Source organism: Ewingella sp. AOP8-B2-18, from assembly GCF_052376015.1.
GTDB lineage: Bacteria > Pseudomonadota > Gammaproteobacteria > Enterobacterales > Enterobacteriaceae > Ewingella > Ewingella allii.
The window spans coordinates 325,887-340,910 of sequence record NZ_JBQSVB010000005.1; the positions used below are offsets into that span (position 1 = coordinate 325,887).

At 59.5% G+C, this 15,024-nt stretch carries 16 protein-coding genes; 13 read left to right on the top strand and 3 right to left on the bottom strand.

Annotated features, from left to right (window positions below; genetic code table 11):
* The first annotated feature begins 185 nt into the window (after positions 1-185).
* Positions 186-1,004, top strand: coding sequence for a creatininase family protein (locus ACT3RR_RS13080; RefSeq protein ID WP_496200469.1), 819 nt, complete (start codon positions 186-188; stop codon positions 1,002-1,004).
* A 28-nt stretch (positions 1,005-1,032) separates the two neighbouring features.
* On the opposite strand, the gene ACT3RR_RS13085 is transcribed toward ACT3RR_RS13080, so the two are convergent.
* Positions 1,033-1,932 carry a LysR family transcriptional regulator gene (locus ACT3RR_RS13085; protein WP_100936390.1) on the bottom strand — a complete coding sequence of 300 codons (900 nt, stop codon included), beginning with the start codon at positions 1,930-1,932 and terminating at the stop codon, positions 1,033-1,035.
* Between the two features lie 120 nt (positions 1,933-2,052).
* Between ACT3RR_RS13085 and ACT3RR_RS13090 the strand changes: the two genes are divergently transcribed.
* From ACT3RR_RS13090 to ACT3RR_RS13120, 7 genes are read left to right on the top strand one after another with little or no spacing between them, the layout of a single operon-like run.
* Positions 2,053-3,075, top strand: coding sequence for a BMP family protein (locus ACT3RR_RS13090; protein ID WP_496200470.1), 1,023 nt, complete (start codon positions 2,053-2,055; stop codon positions 3,073-3,075).
* Between the two features lie 17 nt (positions 3,076-3,092).
* On the top strand, positions 3,093-4,661 hold the full coding sequence (locus tag ACT3RR_RS13095) for an ABC transporter ATP-binding protein (protein WP_496200471.1): 1,569 nt from the start codon (positions 3,093-3,095) through the stop codon (positions 4,659-4,661).
* The gene (locus ACT3RR_RS13100; protein WP_496200472.1) at positions 4,658-5,776 is read left to right on the top strand and encodes an ABC transporter permease; all 1,119 of its coding nucleotides are present in this window, start codon (positions 4,658-4,660) and stop codon (positions 5,774-5,776) included. The genes ACT3RR_RS13095 and ACT3RR_RS13100 overlap by 4 nt, the downstream gene beginning before the upstream one ends.
* Positions 5,773-6,711: an ABC transporter permease gene (locus ACT3RR_RS13105; protein WP_486031577.1), complete on the top strand. Its 939-nt coding sequence runs from the start codon at positions 5,773-5,775 to the stop codon at positions 6,709-6,711. The genes ACT3RR_RS13100 and ACT3RR_RS13105 overlap by 4 nt, the downstream gene beginning before the upstream one ends.
* 5 nt (positions 6,712-6,716) lie before the next feature.
* A complete protein-coding gene (locus ACT3RR_RS13110; protein WP_496200473.1) occupies positions 6,717-7,160 on the top strand; it encodes a cupin domain-containing protein in 444 nt (147 codons plus the stop codon).
* Entirely contained in the window at positions 7,157-7,939 is a 783-nt protein-coding gene (locus tag ACT3RR_RS13115; RefSeq protein ID WP_353503569.1) for a cysteine hydrolase family protein, read from the top strand. Before ACT3RR_RS13110 ends, ACT3RR_RS13115 begins: the two co-directional genes overlap by 4 nt.
* Positions 7,940-7,954: 15 nt before the next feature.
* A complete protein-coding gene (locus tag ACT3RR_RS13120; RefSeq protein ID WP_496200474.1) occupies positions 7,955-9,346 on the top strand; it encodes an amidohydrolase family protein in 1,392 nt (463 codons plus the stop codon).
* Between the two features lie 5 nt (positions 9,347-9,351).
* Here the strand turns inward: ACT3RR_RS13120 and ACT3RR_RS13125 are convergent, their stop codons facing one another.
* Positions 9,352-9,600: a YheU family protein gene (locus ACT3RR_RS13125; protein WP_185689099.1), complete on the bottom strand. Its 249-nt coding sequence runs from the start codon at positions 9,598-9,600 to the stop codon at positions 9,352-9,354.
* A 17-nt stretch (positions 9,601-9,617) separates the two neighbouring features.
* Positions 9,618-10,625 carry a hydrolase gene (locus tag ACT3RR_RS13130; RefSeq protein ID WP_496200475.1) on the bottom strand — a complete coding sequence of 336 codons (1,008 nt, stop codon included), beginning with the start codon at positions 10,623-10,625 and terminating at the stop codon, positions 9,618-9,620.
* Positions 10,626-10,726: 101 nt separating this feature from the next.
* On the opposite strand from ACT3RR_RS13130, the gene ACT3RR_RS13135 reads away from it, so the two are divergent.
* The 5 genes from ACT3RR_RS13135 (at position 10,727) to tauD (ending at position 14,974) form a co-directional block, all read left to right on the top strand.
* The gene (locus tag ACT3RR_RS13135) at positions 10,727-11,329 is read left to right on the top strand and encodes a LysE family translocator (RefSeq protein ID WP_496200476.1); all 603 of its coding nucleotides are present in this window, start codon (positions 10,727-10,729) and stop codon (positions 11,327-11,329) included.
* Positions 11,330-11,513: 184 nt separating this feature from the next.
* Entirely contained in the window at positions 11,514-12,515 is a 1,002-nt protein-coding gene (gene tauA, locus ACT3RR_RS13140; RefSeq protein WP_496200477.1) for a taurine ABC transporter substrate-binding protein, read from the top strand.
* Positions 12,516-12,525: 10 nt separating this feature from the next.
* Positions 12,526-13,293 (top strand): taurine ABC transporter ATP-binding subunit, encoded by a 768-nt coding sequence (gene tauB, locus ACT3RR_RS13145; RefSeq protein ID WP_496200478.1) that lies wholly within the window; start codon positions 12,526-12,528, stop codon positions 13,291-13,293.
* Entirely contained in the window at positions 13,290-14,129 is an 840-nt protein-coding gene (gene tauC / locus ACT3RR_RS13150) for a taurine ABC transporter permease TauC (RefSeq protein ID WP_353503563.1), read from the top strand. The genes tauB and tauC overlap by 4 nt, the downstream gene beginning before the upstream one ends.
* On the top strand, positions 14,126-14,974 hold the full coding sequence (gene tauD, locus ACT3RR_RS13155; RefSeq protein WP_496200479.1) for a taurine dioxygenase: 849 nt from the start codon (positions 14,126-14,128) through the stop codon (positions 14,972-14,974). Before tauC ends, tauD begins: the two co-directional genes overlap by 4 nt.
* Positions 14,975-15,024: the final 50 nt, after the last annotated feature.

Genomic DNA, 15,024 nt, shown 5'->3' on the forward strand with positions numbered 1-15,024 from the left:
TATGCGTTTAGCGACAAGTTTCCCGCCGACAATCTTTGATCAAACGGCGGCTGCCCAAAAGGCGGCGCTTTCTTGCCCAGTGATGCCCTAAACGCAACGCAATGACACTTTTTTGATGCTTTAATCTCAACTGTTTTGCTCTAGACTGAACTAATAATTTGCCGCTTTTTCGGAGTGCATTCCCTATGAACATGCCGTCATCCCGCTGGTGGTGGGACCTCTCCACGCTGGAATTCAGCCAGCTTGATATGCAAAATTTGGTGGCGATCCTGCCGATTGGCGCGGTGGAGCAGCACGGGCCGCATCTGCCGGTGCGCGTGGATGCCGCGATCAATGCCGGAATTGTCTCCCGCGCGGTCGAGCTGCTGCCCGCTGACCTGCCGGTGCTGGTGCTGCCCGCGCTGCCGATTGGCAAATCCGACGAGCATCTTGAATACCCCGGCACCTTAAGCCTGCCTTACGAGGTGCTGGGGAAAGTATGGTTTGAAGTGGCAAAAAGCGCATGGCGCGCCGGGGTGCGAAAGCTGATTTTTTGGAATTCCCACGGCGGCCAGCCGCAGCTGATGGAAATCGTCTGCCGCCAGTTGCGCATTGAGTTAGGAATGTTCGCCGTGGGTGCCAGTTGGTTCGCCACCCTCGACAGTTCTGACTTATACAGCCCCGGCGAGCGTGCCTTCGGCATTCACGGTGGCGAGTCAGAAACCAGCGTCATGCTGCACCTGCACCCCGACTTAGTGGCGATGGACAAGGCCGAAAACTTTACCTCGGCGGCCGAAGCGCTGGCGGCGCGGGGCGGCATTCTGACTCCAGAGGGCGGTGTCAGCTTTGGCTGGCAGGCGCAGGATTTACACCCGGCAGGGGTCACCGGCAATGCCGCAGCCGCCGACGCCCAGCGCGGCGAGATTGAAGTAGAACGCGCCGCGCAGGCCTTGGTGCGACTGGCGCAAGAGGTGTATGACTATCCCCTCAGCGCCGTGACGCAGGCGACGCGCTTCAAGCCATAACCTTTCTCTTTTTGATGGCGCAGCCCCGTCAGGCGGTTTGCGTCATCATGCTTTTCACCGTTTCCGCCAGCACGCTGCCAATGGCGCTGGTGCCGCGATCGTGACCTATCAGCATCAATTTTTGCGTCTGCTGGCCTAGCTCACGCACCGGAATGTACATCAGCCGCCCGGCGCGCAGGTCGAACTCAATATCAAAAGGCGTGAGGAAGGTCAGACCTTGGTCTTCCATGGCGGCGTGGCGCATCACTTCGATCGAATTGGTTTCAATCACCGGGTGCGCCGTCACCAGCGCCTTGGCGAACACGTCATTCAGGTAAGGGCGTATCACCGTGGTTTTGTCTGCGATAACAATCGGATAGGCAATGCAGTCGCTGATGCGCAAACTGGTTTTATCCGCCAGCGGATGGCCCGGCGCGACCACCGCGCCCAGTCGGCCGACGGCGCTGGAGAGCACTCGCAGCGTCGGCGGCAACACGAAATCAAAGCCCAGGCCGAGGTCAGCCTCGCCCGATTCCACCGCTGACATAATGTCATCGCCGCTGGTCAGCTGGCGCAGGATCAGTTTCACCCGTGGGTTGGCGCGGCGAAACTCGCTGGCCATGCGCGGGATCAGGTTGGCCGCCAACCCGCTCATCATCGCCACCGTCACCTCGCCACGGCGTAACCCCTTCAGCTCCTCGATTTTCACCTGCGCCCACTCCAGCTCTTTAAAGGTCTGGCGAACGTGATGGATCAGCACCTCTCCGGCGGCGGTCAGTACCATTTTGCGCGGCAGACGCTGGAATAGCGGGGTGCCCAGCTCATCTTCTAACGCCAGTATCTGGCGGTTAATTGCCGACGCCGAAATATGCAAACGGGCCGCCGCTTTGCGAATAGACCCGGCGCGCGCCACCTGATCGAGATACATCAACAGCCGGTGCTGCAACATAAGAACTTCTCCGTCGAAGAGCGTTGCTTTAAAGGCATCGCAGAGTGCGAAAAACTGTGCTTTTAAGGTAACGAATTAAGCGGCATAAATGAAGGACTGTTATCGGGGGGAGTAAAGGCTATGTCTGGTTTATCGCGCCGTAATTTTGCCAAAGCGCTGGCAAGCATGATGTTGATTCCGTTGGCTGCACCACTGATGTCCCGCAAGGCGTTTGCTGCGGGTGAAACCATAAAAGTTGCTCTGTTATTACCGGGTTCCGTGGCCGACGGCGGCTGGAGCCAGCTGGCTTATCAGGGTTTGCAGAACCTGAAAGCGCAGGGATTCAACGTCGCCAGCAGCGAAAGCGTGCCGCAGGCGCAGATGGAGCAGGTGATCCGGGGTTATGCCGATGACGGCTACACCCTGATCATCGGCCACAGCTTCGAATATGGCTCGGCATTCAATGAAATTGCGCCGGAATATCCAGACACCTACTTCTTCGCCACCACCTTTAAGCCGTCGGAAAAAGCGCCGAACAACGTGGAATTCGTTGATCTGGCCTACTTGAACGCGGCCTATGGCGCAGGGGCGCTGGCGGCGCTGATTTCCGAAAAAGGCAAAGCCGTGGGCTATGTCGGTGGCGGGGATAACCCAACCCAGCAGGGCATGATGCGCGCCTTTATTGCCGGAGCAGAGAAAACCCGTCCGGGGATCAAAGGTTTGGGCATCGTCACCGGCGATTACGACAACGCCGCCAAGGGCCGCGAAGCTGCCAGCACCATGATTGGCAACGGCGCGGACGTCATTTGGCACAGCGCGGATGTCACTGGCTTAGGTGCGATTCAGGGCGCGGCGGCGGCCAAGGTGAAAGCTATCGGCTGCTATTCGGACCAGAAAAGCATCGCGCCCGATTTCGTCGCCACCAGCTTCGAAACCAACCTGCCGTGGGTGGTTGAACAAGTGGCGCACAGCGTGCGTGACAAGAAATTCCTCGGCGGGCAGGAGTGGAAACCAAAAGTCTCTGACGCCTGGCTGCCGCTGTACGGCAGTGACAAATACAACAGCAAGTTAGTTAGCGCGGCGGCTTGGGCGACGTTTCAGGATATCTGGGCGCAGCTCGCCAGCGGCAGTATTGATGTTGCCAGTTTGATTAAAGCGAAATAAAAGCCTGAGGAAGTTGCATGACGTTATCCACCTCCGTTACTGACGCGGTCGTCGAACTGCGCGGTATCTGTAAACAGTTCGGCAAGGTTCGGGCCAACGATAAGGTCGATATGACCATTGCGGCCGGTGAAATTGTCGCCCTGCTCGGGGAAAACGGCGCAGGCAAAAGTACATTGATGCAAATTTTGTACGGCTTATATCAGGCCGACACCGGGGATATTTTGGTAGAAGGCCGTCGGGTCAGCATTAAGGACCCCGGCGACGCGATTCGGCTGGGCATCGGCATGGTTCACCAAGAATTCATGCTGGTTCAGCCGATGAGCGTGGTGGAAAACGTAATTTTAGGGCTGAAAGAGACGCGCAGCGGCTATCTGGATCTGCACGCCGCCGCCAGGCGTCTGCAACAGATTTCGGACAAACACGGGCTGGCGGTTGACCCCTGGGCCAAGATCCAACATCTGCCGATTGGCGTTCAGCAGCGGGTGGAGATCCTTAAGTTGCTGTACCGCGATGCCAAGGTGCTCATTCTCGACGAACCCACGGCGGTACTGACGCCGCGCGAAAAAGAGGGGCTGTTTGCCACGCTGGACTCGCTGCGTGCCGAAGGCCGCTCGGTGGTGATCGTCACCCATAAACTCTATGAAATCATGGCGGTGGCCGACCGCGTTTGCGTGATGCGCAGCGGGAAAATGGTCGAAAGCGTCGCCGTAACAGAGACGTCAGAAACCGATTTAGCCCGCCGCATGGTGGGGCGCGACGTGCTGCTGCGGGTGGAAAAGCCCCAGCAGACACCGGGCGAAGAGGTGCTGCATATCGACAACATCGCCATGCGCGATGAAGCCGGAAACCAGAAAATTTGGCGCGTGGCGCTGAAAGTCCGCGCCGGAGAGATCCTCGGCATCGCCGGGGTTGACGGCAACGGGCAGTCAGAACTGGCGGACGCCTTGCTCAACCTGCGGCCCATCGAGGCCGGGCGCATTGTACTGGGCGGCGTCGATATCTCCGATTTCACGCCCGCCCAGCGGCGCGGCGCGGGCATCGGTTTTATTCCCGCAGACCGCCGTGGCGTCGGCTCTGTCACTTCCATGTCGATCAGTGATAACGCCATTCTCGGCGCCCCCCGGCAACATGCGCGGGCGCGCGGCTGGCTGTTCAGCAAAAAATCCATCGCCGCCAAGGCGCAGGAGATTGTGAACCACTTCCGCGTAGTGACGCCGGATCTCGATTTTGAAGCTGGAAAGCTCTCCGGCGGCAACCTGCAAAAACTGATTTTAGGCCGTGAAGTGCTGCGTCGCCCACGGCTGCTGGTGGTTGAGCAGCCGACGCGCGGGCTGGACGTCGGCGCAGTGGAGGCCGTGTGGCAAGGCTTGCTGGAAGCACGTCAGCAGGGCTGTGCGATTGTGATGATCTCCGCCGAACTGGAAGAAATTATGAATTTATCCGACCGCATCGCGGTGATGTACGCCGGGCAAATCGCCGGGGTGCTGGACGCCGCCGAGGCGACCACTGAACAAATTGGCGAGCTGATGGCCGGTGGCAAGCTTAAGAATCTCAAGCCGGGCAGCAGTCTGCAGGAGGCATCATGAAAGCGTTGTTAGCGCGCCGCCATGCGCCGGTGGATTCCACCCTCTCGCTGGTGCTCACCACGGCTCTGGCGCTAGTCGCCGCCTTCGTGCTGGCCGGTTTACTGTTTATTCCCTTTGGCGCCAGCCCGCTGACCGCCTTTGGTTCGCTGTTCGCCGAGGCTTTTGGCTCGCTGCGCGGCTTTAGCCAGACGCTGGTACAGGCCACGCCGCTGATTTTGATTGCTCAGGCCACCATCGTGATTTGGCGCGGCGGGCTGGGTTATATCGGCTTTGAAGGCTGCTTCTTGGTGGGCGCGGCGGCGGCCTCTTATGTCGCGCTGGGGGGCACGCCGCAGGGCATGTCCTTCATGCTGCCCGCGTGGGCCTTCTGGCCGGTGGTGATTGTCGCGGCCTTTGCGGCCGGGGCGATTTGGGCGGGCATCGTCGGCATTATGCGCGTGCGTTTCGGCGGCAATGACGTGCTTATCTCGCTGATGGCTAACTACGTGGCGGCCTTCCTAATCCAATACTTAGTCTCTGGCCCGATGCGCGCGCCGGGCGACTTACCCCAGACTCCGCGTCTGCCGGTGGAAAGCTGGTTGCCGATGATTTTACCCGGCGTTCGGGCACACATGGGCTTATTGATTGCGCTGGCCTGCTCGGTGCTGGTGTGGGTGCTGATCCGCGCCACGCCGGTCGGCTACGAAATGATTGTCAGCGGCCTGAACCCGAAAGCCGCGCGCTATGGCGGTATCAACGTGGTGCGCCGCCAGATGCTGGCGGTGTTCCTCGGCGGCGGCATGGCCGCGCTGGCCGGGCTGTGCGCGGTGCTTGGCGTGCAGCATCGGCTGATGGACGGATTAGCCGGCGGCGTCGGCTTTGTCGGCGTGGTCGTGGCCCTGTTGGCGCGGCTCAATCCGCTGGTGGTGATCCCGACGGCCATTTTATACGGCGGGTTGGAAGTGGGTGGCAGCGCGATGCAGCGCCAGAGCGGCCTGCCGACCTCGGTGATTTTCATTCTGGAAAGCCTCGTGGTGCTGTTGATCCTCGCCGGAGACATTCTGCGCTATTACCGAATTAATTGGCCGGGGCGGGCAGAAACCCCGCTGGCCGCCGCCACGGAGAACAAATCATGAGTCTGTGGGCGCATCTGGACACTGCATTTTTCATCACGTGGTTAGCCGCGGCGGTTCGCCTCGCCGGGCCGGTCCTGCTGGCTTCTCTGGGGGAAATCTACGCCGAACGCTCCGGGGTGCTGAATATCGGCATTGAAGGCACGGTGCTGATGGGCGCGCTGTCGAGCTATCTGGTGGCGGTGTGGTCTGGCTCCACCGTGCTCGGCTTCTTCGCCGGTGGCGTGGGTGGCTTAATCGTCGGGCTGTTTCTGGCGTTCCTCTACCTGCGGGCGCTCGCCAGTCAGGTGGTGGTCGGCATCGTGTTCAACATTCTGGCGGCGGGCATTGCCACCTATGTCTACAGTCTGGTGATGGGCAACGCCACCTCGCCGACCATCGACATGTTCAACGCCTTGCCGATCCCCGGCCTGTCGCAGCTGCCGGTGGTGGGGAAAATCTTCTTTAATCAGCCCTGGCCGCTCTATCTGACGCTGATTCTGGTGGCCGTGGCGCAGATTGGCCTGTTCCACACGCGCTTTGGTTTAACGCTGCGCGCCGTCGGCGAGAACCCACGCGCCGCCCACGCCGCCGGGCTAAATGTCCAGCGGGTCAGAACCTACGGCGTGATGCTCTCCTGCCTTGGCGCAGGGCTGGCGGGAGGCTATCTGGTCACCGCGCAGATTGGCCTGTTTCGCGACAACATTGTCAGCGGGCAGGGATTTATCGCGCTGGCGATTGTGATTTTCGGTCGCTGGAGCCCGGTTAAAGCCCTGCTGGCGGCCTTTATTTTCGGCGCTGCCGACGCGCTGCAGCTCTCTTTGCAGCTGTTCGACAACGCGCTTCCGGCGCAGGTGCTGCTGGCCCTGCCTTACTTACTTACCATTCTGGCGATGTCCGGCATCGTCGGCAAAACCGTTCAGCCGGGCGCACTGACCCAGCCCTATCACAAGGAGTAGTCACTATGTTGCACAGTTTCCGTGGTACCAACGTCAAGTCTGCACAGGCTTTTCGTATCAGCCCGAAAGATACCAACTACTTCGCCATCCTGTTCGACCATGAGCAGGATCAGATTGAAAACATCTTCGTGATTGAGATTTTTAAAGTCGGTGGCGCGACGCCGCCGAACGAGCACGCCACCGCCCACGAGTTTTTCTACGTGCTGCACGGCGAAGGTATTGCGCGCTGCGACGGCAAAGAGATGGCGCTGAAGCAGGGCGACGCGCTGCTGCTCGCGCCGGGCAATGAGCATCTGATTCAAAATACCGGTAGCTCGAAGCTCTATACCCTGACGGTGATGACTCCGAATGAAGGCTTTGCCGAGCTGATTCGCGGCGGCGAGCCGGTCGAGCTGGACGAAGAAGACCTGCGCGTTCTGAGCGGGGCGGCGGGGAGCGAGGCGGCATGAGTTCACGGCAGTCTGATTTAATTCCTTTAGGGGCCAGCCCGCGCAACCAGTGGCACGTCTCCGCGCAGCAGGTGGATTTAGTGCGCGACGCCGTGCCGCCGCAGACCATCACGGTGGCTGACGGCGACCGGCAGATTCGGCTCGACGTGCAGCGTACCGCGCTGATTGTCATCGATATGCAAAATGACTTTTGCCATCCCGACGGCTGGCTGGGGCATATTGGCGTCGACGTCACCCCCGCGCGTGGCCCGATTGCGCCTTTGCAGCGCCTGCTGCCGGTGGCGCGCCAGTCGGATATTCCGGTGATTTGGCTCAACTGGGGCAACCGCGCCGACAAGCTGAACCTCAGCCCGGCCGTGCTGCACGTCTACAAGCCGACGGGAGAAGGCGTGGGGCTGGGCGATCCGCTGCCGGTTTCCGGTGCGCCGGTGCTGCAACACGCCAGCTGGGCCGCCGCCGTGGTGGACGAGCTGCCCAAGCAGGCCGGGGATATCAGCGTGGATAAATATCGCATGTCCGGCTTCAAAGACACCGAGCTGGACAGCATTCTGCGCAATCTCAACGTCACTACGCTGCTGTTCGCCGGAGTGAATGCCGACCAGTGCGTGCTTTGCACCTTGCAGGACGCCAACTTCCAGGGCTACGACTGCCTGCTGTTGGAGGACTGCTGCGCCACTACCTCGCCGCAATACTGTCTGGACGCCACCTTGTACAACGTTCGCCAGTGCTTTGGTTTTGTTACCGATTCTGACCAGCTGCTTACCCAGCTTTCGGCTTAATCGGCAGGAGAGTAAATGTCTTATATTTTGGCCGATGGCTGGCTGGTCACCATGAACCCGCAGCGCGATGTGTTGGAGCAGGCCAGCCTGTTGATTGAAGGTGACAGAATTCGGGCGATTGGCACGCGCCAGCAACTGGTCGCCAGCCATCCTGAGTCTGAAGTGCTGGACTGCCGCGACGCCATCATCATTCCCGGCATGGTCAACACCCATACCCATCTGTTCCAGACCCTGTTGAAAGGGCTGGGCGATGATATGGTGCTGAAAAAGTGGTTCACCTGCATGACCGGGCCGAGCGCGGTGGAGCTGACGGAAGAGGACGTGTTCGCCGCCGCCATGCACGGCTGCGTGGAGTCGCTGCGTTCCGGCGTCACCTCGCTGGTGGATTTCATGTATGCCCATCCGCGCCCCGGCTTGACCGCCAAAGTGGTGGAAGCCTTTGAACTGACGGGCATTCGTGGTCGCGTCTGTCGCGGGTTTATCACGGCGGGGGCCGAACACGGCATTCCCACCGAGCTAATCGAAATCCCCGAGGCGGCGCTGGCCGACGCCCGCCAGCTGATTTATCACTACAACCGCGAAGGCGGCAGGGTGAAGGTCGGCATTGCGCCAAGCATGATTTGGGCGCTTGACGAAAAAGTGCTGCGCGGCACCCGCGAGCTGGCGAATGAAACTGGCGCGCTGATCACCACCCACGTGGCGGAAACCGATTTTGAGATTGCCCAGTCGCAGCTGCGTTTTCAAAGCACGGATACCGAGTTTCTCAGCGACATCGGCTTCCTCGGGCCCGACGTGCTGGCGGTACACTGCGTGCAGTGCAGCAGCCGCGACATCCGCACGTTGAAGCATTACGACGTGCGGGTTTCGCACAACCCGTGCAGCAACATGTACTTAGCTTCCGGCGTCGCGCCGATTCCTGAGATGCTGGCGGCGGGTTTGACCGTCGGCTTAGGCTCCGACGGCCCGGCCAGCAGCAACAACCACAGCCTGTTTCATGCGATGAAAATGGCGGCGCTGGTGCAAAAGGGCGTGCATCGCGACCCCACTATCATGACTGCCGAAAAGGTGCTGGAGATGGCGACCATAGACGGCGCGCGGGCAATTGGCCTTGAGCATGAAATCGGCTCGCTGGAAGTCGGCAAAAAGGCGGATGTGGTAGTGATTGGCACTAACCACCCGGCGATGACGCCGGTGCATCATCCGGTTTCGGCGCTGGTTTACTCGGCGCTGGGCCACGAAGTCACCGACGTGTTTGTCGACGGCCAGCCAGTTTTGCGTAACGGCCAGCTGACGCGGGTCAATGAGCGGGAAGTGATGGTGCGCTCGCAGCAGGCGGCGAACAGCCTGGCCGCAAGGGCAGGAAGTGACAAATTTAAACGCCGTCCGTGGCGCTCAAGCAGTTTCTGATTTCGCTAGTTCCATTCATCCTGACGCTCTTCATCCCCCGCGCGGAATTGGCCGCGCGGCATGATGTTCAACGTTTCGTGCAGTTCTGACCACACCAGCACTACCTCGCCGCTTTTTAGCTGGCGGCGCACATCTTCGACTTTCTGCTCCAGCGTGCGCTCTTGCTCGCCGTAGTCGGTACCCTCACGCAGCACAAAGGCTTCAATCACGTTGGTGAGGATCTCTGCGTCCAGTTCTTTCCACGGAATAATCACGGGTTACTTTCCTAAAGCTACTTGCCAATAAACAGGGAGGACTTTGCATCAAAGTCAGTTAAATAGGGAGCGATCCACGCCGGAATACGCTGCTCCAGCCACATTTGCGGGTTGCGCAGGCTGCCGGACACAAAGCCGACGTGGCCACCGTGCTCGGTCAGTTGGTACTCGACGCCCGGCGGCAGGTCGGCCAGCGGGGGGATCACCTCCGGCGTCATAAAGGGGTCGTCTTTGGCATGAATGATCAGCAGCGGAATGCGCACCTGCGACAGCAACGGCATGCCGCTGCAACGGCGATAATAGTCCAGCGCGTCGGCGAAGCCGTGGGCCTTGGAGGTAATGGCGTCATCGAATTCGCGCAGGCGCTTAATGGATTTCAGCTGTTGCAACGTAACCGGCAGGGTGCCGGGGTACTTCGCCAGTTTGCGCGAGGCGTTCAGTTTGAGCTGCTCCAGCAGATAGCGCTGGTAAAAGCGCGAAGCGCCGCGCTCCAGCCTTAGCGCGCAGGGTTCCAGCATCAGCGGCGCTGATACCACCACCGCGGCTTTCAGATGGCAGCGAATCCCTTCTTGCCCGAGATAACAGGCCAGCATATTGCCGCCGAGCGAGACGCCGACCGCGCCGGTTGGCACGTCGCCATGAGTTTCCCGCAGCCAGTTGAGGAAGAAGCGCGCGTCCTCGGTTTCGCCAGAATGGTAGATGCGCTGCTGCTTATTCGGCTCGCCGCTACAGCCGCGAAAATGCATTACCACCCCCAGCCAGCCCTGCTCGCGCCACGCGTGCAGTAGCCCGTGGGCATAAGGGCTGTAGAAATTACCTTCCAACCCGTGGAACAGCACCATGCGCGGCTTATCTTGCGCCAGCGCCGGGTCTTCACTCCAGGCTAAATCAATGAAATCGCCATCCGGCGTGTCCAGTCGCTGCCAGTGTGGTTCAAGCTGCACGCGGCGTCGAACCAACCGGGGCAGGATGGTTTGCAGGTGCGGGTTTGCGGCCCCACGAATAGGCTGGAACGATTCATACATAAGATATAAGGTTTTTTGATAAGTAATGATTGTGCGAGCTAAATCACACTGATAGCTTTTAATCCTAACGCATATTCTTCAGGGTGGAGTACCCAAACTTAATGGAACCTAGTTTATTCTTTTCAATGCTTGGCTTTTTGTGGGTCGCTGCTATTACACCCGGTCCGAACAATATGTTGTTGACCACCTCTGGCGCTAATTTCGGGTTCTTCCGCTCAATTTGGCTGTTAATTGGCATCATGCTTGGCATGCAAAGCGTGGTGCTGCTGGTGGCGTTTGGCGTCGGCAGCTTGATTATGGTTTACCCCGCGTTGCACCTGTTCCTGAAAATCGCCGGGAGCCTCTATTTGCTCTGGCTGGCGTGGAAAATCGCGACTTCAGCTTATGAAAGATTAGAAGTGGGTGCCGCGCCGCCGAAGCCGCTCTACTGGTATCAGGGCTGGCTGCTGCAATTTCTCAACCCAAAAGCCTGGCTGATGGGGCTGGGCGCAGTCGCCAGTTTTAGCCTGGCTGGCGCGCAGTATAACCACTCAATCGCGGCCATCAGCGTCGGGATTTTCATCGTGAATCTGGTGTCAGGCGTTATCTGGCTGGGATTCGGCACCGTAATTGGCCGCCTGCTCAGCACCCGCCGCGCCTGGTACACCTTCAACGTCGCCATGGGTGTATTGACTGCGGCCTGCGTGTTGTTGATTTGGCATTAAAAAAACCTCTGGCTCGTCAAAGGCTTCCCACGAGAGGCCTTTTTAAATCCTTCTTATATTCCATAAAGTAATTAAAGATAATTTCTAATTACTTTCTATCCTTTTGCGGCTCCGCTAAAACTGTCTGACAAACCGCCAAAACGGTCTGATAACCCCCTTTAAATCCTGTGCGGAGCAATTTCTTATGGCGAGCAAAACCTTTGGTTATTTCAAGTTACACGGCGTGGCGCTGGCTTTGAGTCTTGCGGCTTTTGGCGCACAGGCGGCGGATGTCACCGTGGCCTACCAAACCTCGGCGGAGCCGGCGAAAGTCGCGCAGGCGGAAAACAGTTTTGGCAAAGAATCCGGCGCGCAGGTTGACTGGCGCAAGTTCGACAGCGGCTCAAGCGTGCTGCGTGCGCTGGCGTCCGGCGATGTGCAGATTGGCAATATCGGCTCCAGCCCGTTGGCGGTGGCCGCCAGCCAGAAGCTGCCTATTGAAGTGTTTTTGATCGCCTCTGAGCTGGGTAGCTCGGAAGCGCTGGTGGTAAAGAAAGAGATTAAAGATCCGAAAGACTTGGTCGGCAAGCGCATCGCGGTGCCTTTCATCTCCACCACCCATTACAGCCTGCTGTCGGCACTCAAACATTGGGATATCGACCCTAAACAGGTCACCATCGTGAATCTTCAGCCACCGGCCATCGCCGCCGCCTGGGCGCGGGGTGATATTGACGGCGCTTATGTTTGGGCTCCGGCGGTGAATGAATTGGAGAAAACCGGCAAGGTGCTGACGGACTCCTCGCAGGTCGGCAAATGGGGTTCGCCAACTCTCGACGTGTGGGTAGTGCGCAAGGACTTCGCCAAAGCGCATCCTGAGATTGTCACCGCGTTTGCCCGCAGTGCGTTGAAAGCGCAGGGAGATTACCTGCAACAGCCAGAGAAGTGGCTACAGGACAAAGGCAATCTTGACGCCCTATCGCGCCTGAGTGGCGTTCCGGCCGAGCAAGTGCCTGATTTAGTGAAAGGTAACCGTTATTTGCCAGTGGACGAGCAGGTCACCCAGCTGGGTAAGCCGGTGGATAAAGCCATTAAAGACACCGCGGCGTTCCTCAAAGAGCAGGGCAAAGTGCAGCAGGTGGACGACGACTACAGCGATTACGTGACCAACCAGTTCGTCAAAGCCGTTCAGGCTAGCCCGAAATCCTGAGGAGAACGCCATGCTTAACGTCTCGCACCTTTCGGCGGAATATCAGGGCCGCCCGGCCCTGAAAGATATCTCCTTGCATATTGCCAGCGGCGAACTGGTGGTGGTGCTCGGCCCGTCGGGCTGTGGCAAAACCACCTTACTCAACCTGATTGCCGGATTTTTGCCTGCATCGAGCGGCTCTATCACCCTCGACGGCGTGCCGGTCAGCGGGCCGGGTGCCGATCGCGGCGTGGTGTTCCAGCATGAGGGATTACTGCCGTGGCGCGACGTGGTGAGCAACGTGGAGTTCGGCCTGCAATTGGCGGGCATCAACAAGAGCCAGCGCCGGGAAACCGCGCTGCGCATGCTTAATAAAGTCGGGCTGAAAGGCTACGAGCAGCACTTCATCTGGCAGCTTTCCGGCGGGATGCGTCAGAGAGTGGGTATTGCTCGCGCGCTGGCCGCCGACCCGCGCCTGCTGCTGTTAGATGAGCCTTTCGGCGCACTCGACGCCTTTACCCGCGAACAGATGCAGGAGCTTCTGCTGACTATTTGGCGCGACACCGGCAAACAAATTTTGCTCATTACCCATGACATTGAGGAGGCGGTGTTCCTCGCCAGCGAGCTGTTGCTGCTCTCGCCAGGGCCGGGGCAGGTGGTAGAACGCCTGAAGCTCGACTTCGGCCAGCGTTACGCCAACGGCGAGCCGTGCCGCGCCATTAAGTCAGACCCGCAGTTTATTGCTCAGCGTGAATACGTGCTGAGTAAAGTCTTCCAGCAGCGCGAGGTGTTGATATGAGTCTGGATTCTGCGCTCAACAATCAAACCACCGTGGCCGCCACTCGGCGCTCATGGCTGGCGCGCATTCCGCGCAACGTGCGGCTGAGCATTGCCACGCTGCTGGTGCTAGTGGTGGTGTGGTGGGCGGTGACCGCGCTGAAACTCATCAGCCCGCTGTTTCTCCCCGCGCCGCAGCAGGTGCTGCATCAGCTGTATGTCATCGCCAGCCCGCAAGGCTTTATGGACGCCACGCTGTGGCAGCATTTGGCGGCCAGCCTGACGCGCATTTTGATCGCGCTGCTGGCGGCGGTGGTGATTGGCGTGCCGGTGGGCATTGCTATGGGGCTGAATGATACGGTGCGCGGCATTTTGGACCCGCTGATTGAGTTGTATCGCCCGGTGCCGCCGTTGGCGTACCTGCCGCTGATGGTGATCTGGTTTGGTATCGGCGAAACCTCGAAAATTCTGCTGATCTATCTGGCGATTTTCGCCCCGGTGGCGCTCTCCGCCGTGGCGGGCGTGCGCAGCGTTTCTCAGGTGCGAGTCCGCGCCGCGCAGGCCCTCGGCGCCAGTAAGTTACAGGTACTGCGCTATGTGGTGCTGCCGAGCGCGCTGCCGGAAATTCTGACCGGCATTCGGATTGGCCTCGGCGTCGGCTGGTCCACGCTGGTGGCCGCCGAGCTGATTGCCGCCACGCGCGGTTTGGGTTTTATGGTGCAGTCCGCCGGTGAGTTTTTGGCGACTGATGTGGTTATTGCGGGCATCAGCGTGATCGCGCTGATCGCCTTTAGTCTTGAAATCGGCCTGCGCGCCTTACAGCGCAAACTCACCCCGTGGCACGGAGAACAGCAATGAACGAACGTTTGATTATCACGCCGTTAGGCCCGTATATCGGCGCGCAGGTTGAGAATATCGACCTGACTCGCCCCCTGTCTGACGCGCAGTTTGAGCAGTTCTACCACGCTTTGCTCAAGCATCAGGTGCTGTTTGCCCGCAATCAGCCGATCACTCCGGCGCAGCAGCGAGCGCTGGCCGCGCGGTTCGGCGATTTGCACATTCATCCGGTTTACCCGCACGCGCCGGATGTCGAAGAGATCATCGTGCTCGACACCCACGACGACAACCCGCCGGACAATGACAACTGGCACACCGATGTCACCTTTATCGAAACGCCTCCGGCGATTGCGGTGTTGGCGTCAAAGCACCTGCCGACCACCGGCGGCGACACGCTGTGGGCCAGCGGCATTGCGGCCTACGAGGCGCTGTCCGAGCCTTTCCGCCAGTTGCTGACGGGTCTGCAGGCCGAGCACGACTTCACCAAGTCATTCCAGGAATTCAAATATCGCAAGACGCCGGAAGAGCATCAGCAGTGGCAGAAAGCCAAAGAGAAGAACCTGCCGTTGCTGCACCCGGTGATTCGAACTCACCCCGTGAGCGGCAAGCAGGCGCTCTTTGTGAACGAAGGTTTTACCACGCGAATTGTTGGCCTGAGCGAGAAGGAGAGTGCGGCGATCCTGACTTTCCTGTTTAACCACGTGACCAAACCCGAGTTTCAGGTGCGCTGGCGCTGGCAGCAGGATGATATCGCGATCTGGGATAACCGCGTGACGCAGCATTACGCGAATGCGGATTATCTGCCGCAGCGGCGGATTATGCATCGGGCGACGGTGCTGGGTGATAAGCCTTTTTATAAAGGGTGACGCGTGGTTGTGCGGGGCTGCGACGGCGTTTAAGGTTTTGCTCCTCCCCT

Excerpts from the sequence above, each read along its gene's own strand:
- ACT3RR_RS13080 (WP_496200469.1), top strand. The coding sequence starts at position 186 with ATGAACATGCCGTCATCCCGCTGGTGGTGGGACCTCTCCACGCTGGAA.
- ACT3RR_RS13085 (WP_100936390.1), bottom strand. The coding sequence starts at position 1,932 with ATGTTGCAGCACCGGCTGTTGATGTATCTCGATCAGGTGGCGCGCGCC.
- ACT3RR_RS13090 (WP_496200470.1), top strand. The coding sequence starts at position 2,053 with ATGTCTGGTTTATCGCGCCGTAATTTTGCCAAAGCGCTGGCAAGCATG.
- ACT3RR_RS13095 (WP_496200471.1), top strand. The coding sequence starts at position 3,093 with ATGACGTTATCCACCTCCGTTACTGACGCGGTCGTCGAACTGCGCGGT.
- ACT3RR_RS13100 (WP_496200472.1), top strand. The coding sequence starts at position 4,658 with ATGAAAGCGTTGTTAGCGCGCCGCCATGCGCCGGTGGATTCCACCCTC.
- ACT3RR_RS13105 (WP_486031577.1), top strand. The coding sequence starts at position 5,773 with ATGAGTCTGTGGGCGCATCTGGACACTGCATTTTTCATCACGTGGTTA.
- ACT3RR_RS13110 (WP_496200473.1), top strand. The coding sequence starts at position 6,717 with ATGTTGCACAGTTTCCGTGGTACCAACGTCAAGTCTGCACAGGCTTTT.
- ACT3RR_RS13115 (WP_353503569.1), top strand. The coding sequence starts at position 7,157 with ATGAGTTCACGGCAGTCTGATTTAATTCCTTTAGGGGCCAGCCCGCGC.
- ACT3RR_RS13120 (WP_496200474.1), top strand. The coding sequence starts at position 7,955 with ATGTCTTATATTTTGGCCGATGGCTGGCTGGTCACCATGAACCCGCAG.
- ACT3RR_RS13130 (WP_496200475.1), bottom strand. The coding sequence starts at position 10,625 with ATGTATGAATCGTTCCAGCCTATTCGTGGGGCCGCAAACCCGCACCTG.
- ACT3RR_RS13135 (WP_496200476.1), top strand. The coding sequence starts at position 10,727 with ATGGAACCTAGTTTATTCTTTTCAATGCTTGGCTTTTTGTGGGTCGCT.
- tauA (WP_496200477.1), top strand. The coding sequence starts at position 11,514 with ATGGCGAGCAAAACCTTTGGTTATTTCAAGTTACACGGCGTGGCGCTG.
- tauB (WP_496200478.1), top strand. The coding sequence starts at position 12,526 with ATGCTTAACGTCTCGCACCTTTCGGCGGAATATCAGGGCCGCCCGGCC.
- tauC (WP_353503563.1), top strand. The coding sequence starts at position 13,290 with ATGAGTCTGGATTCTGCGCTCAACAATCAAACCACCGTGGCCGCCACT.
- tauD (WP_496200479.1), top strand. The coding sequence starts at position 14,126 with ATGAACGAACGTTTGATTATCACGCCGTTAGGCCCGTATATCGGCGCG.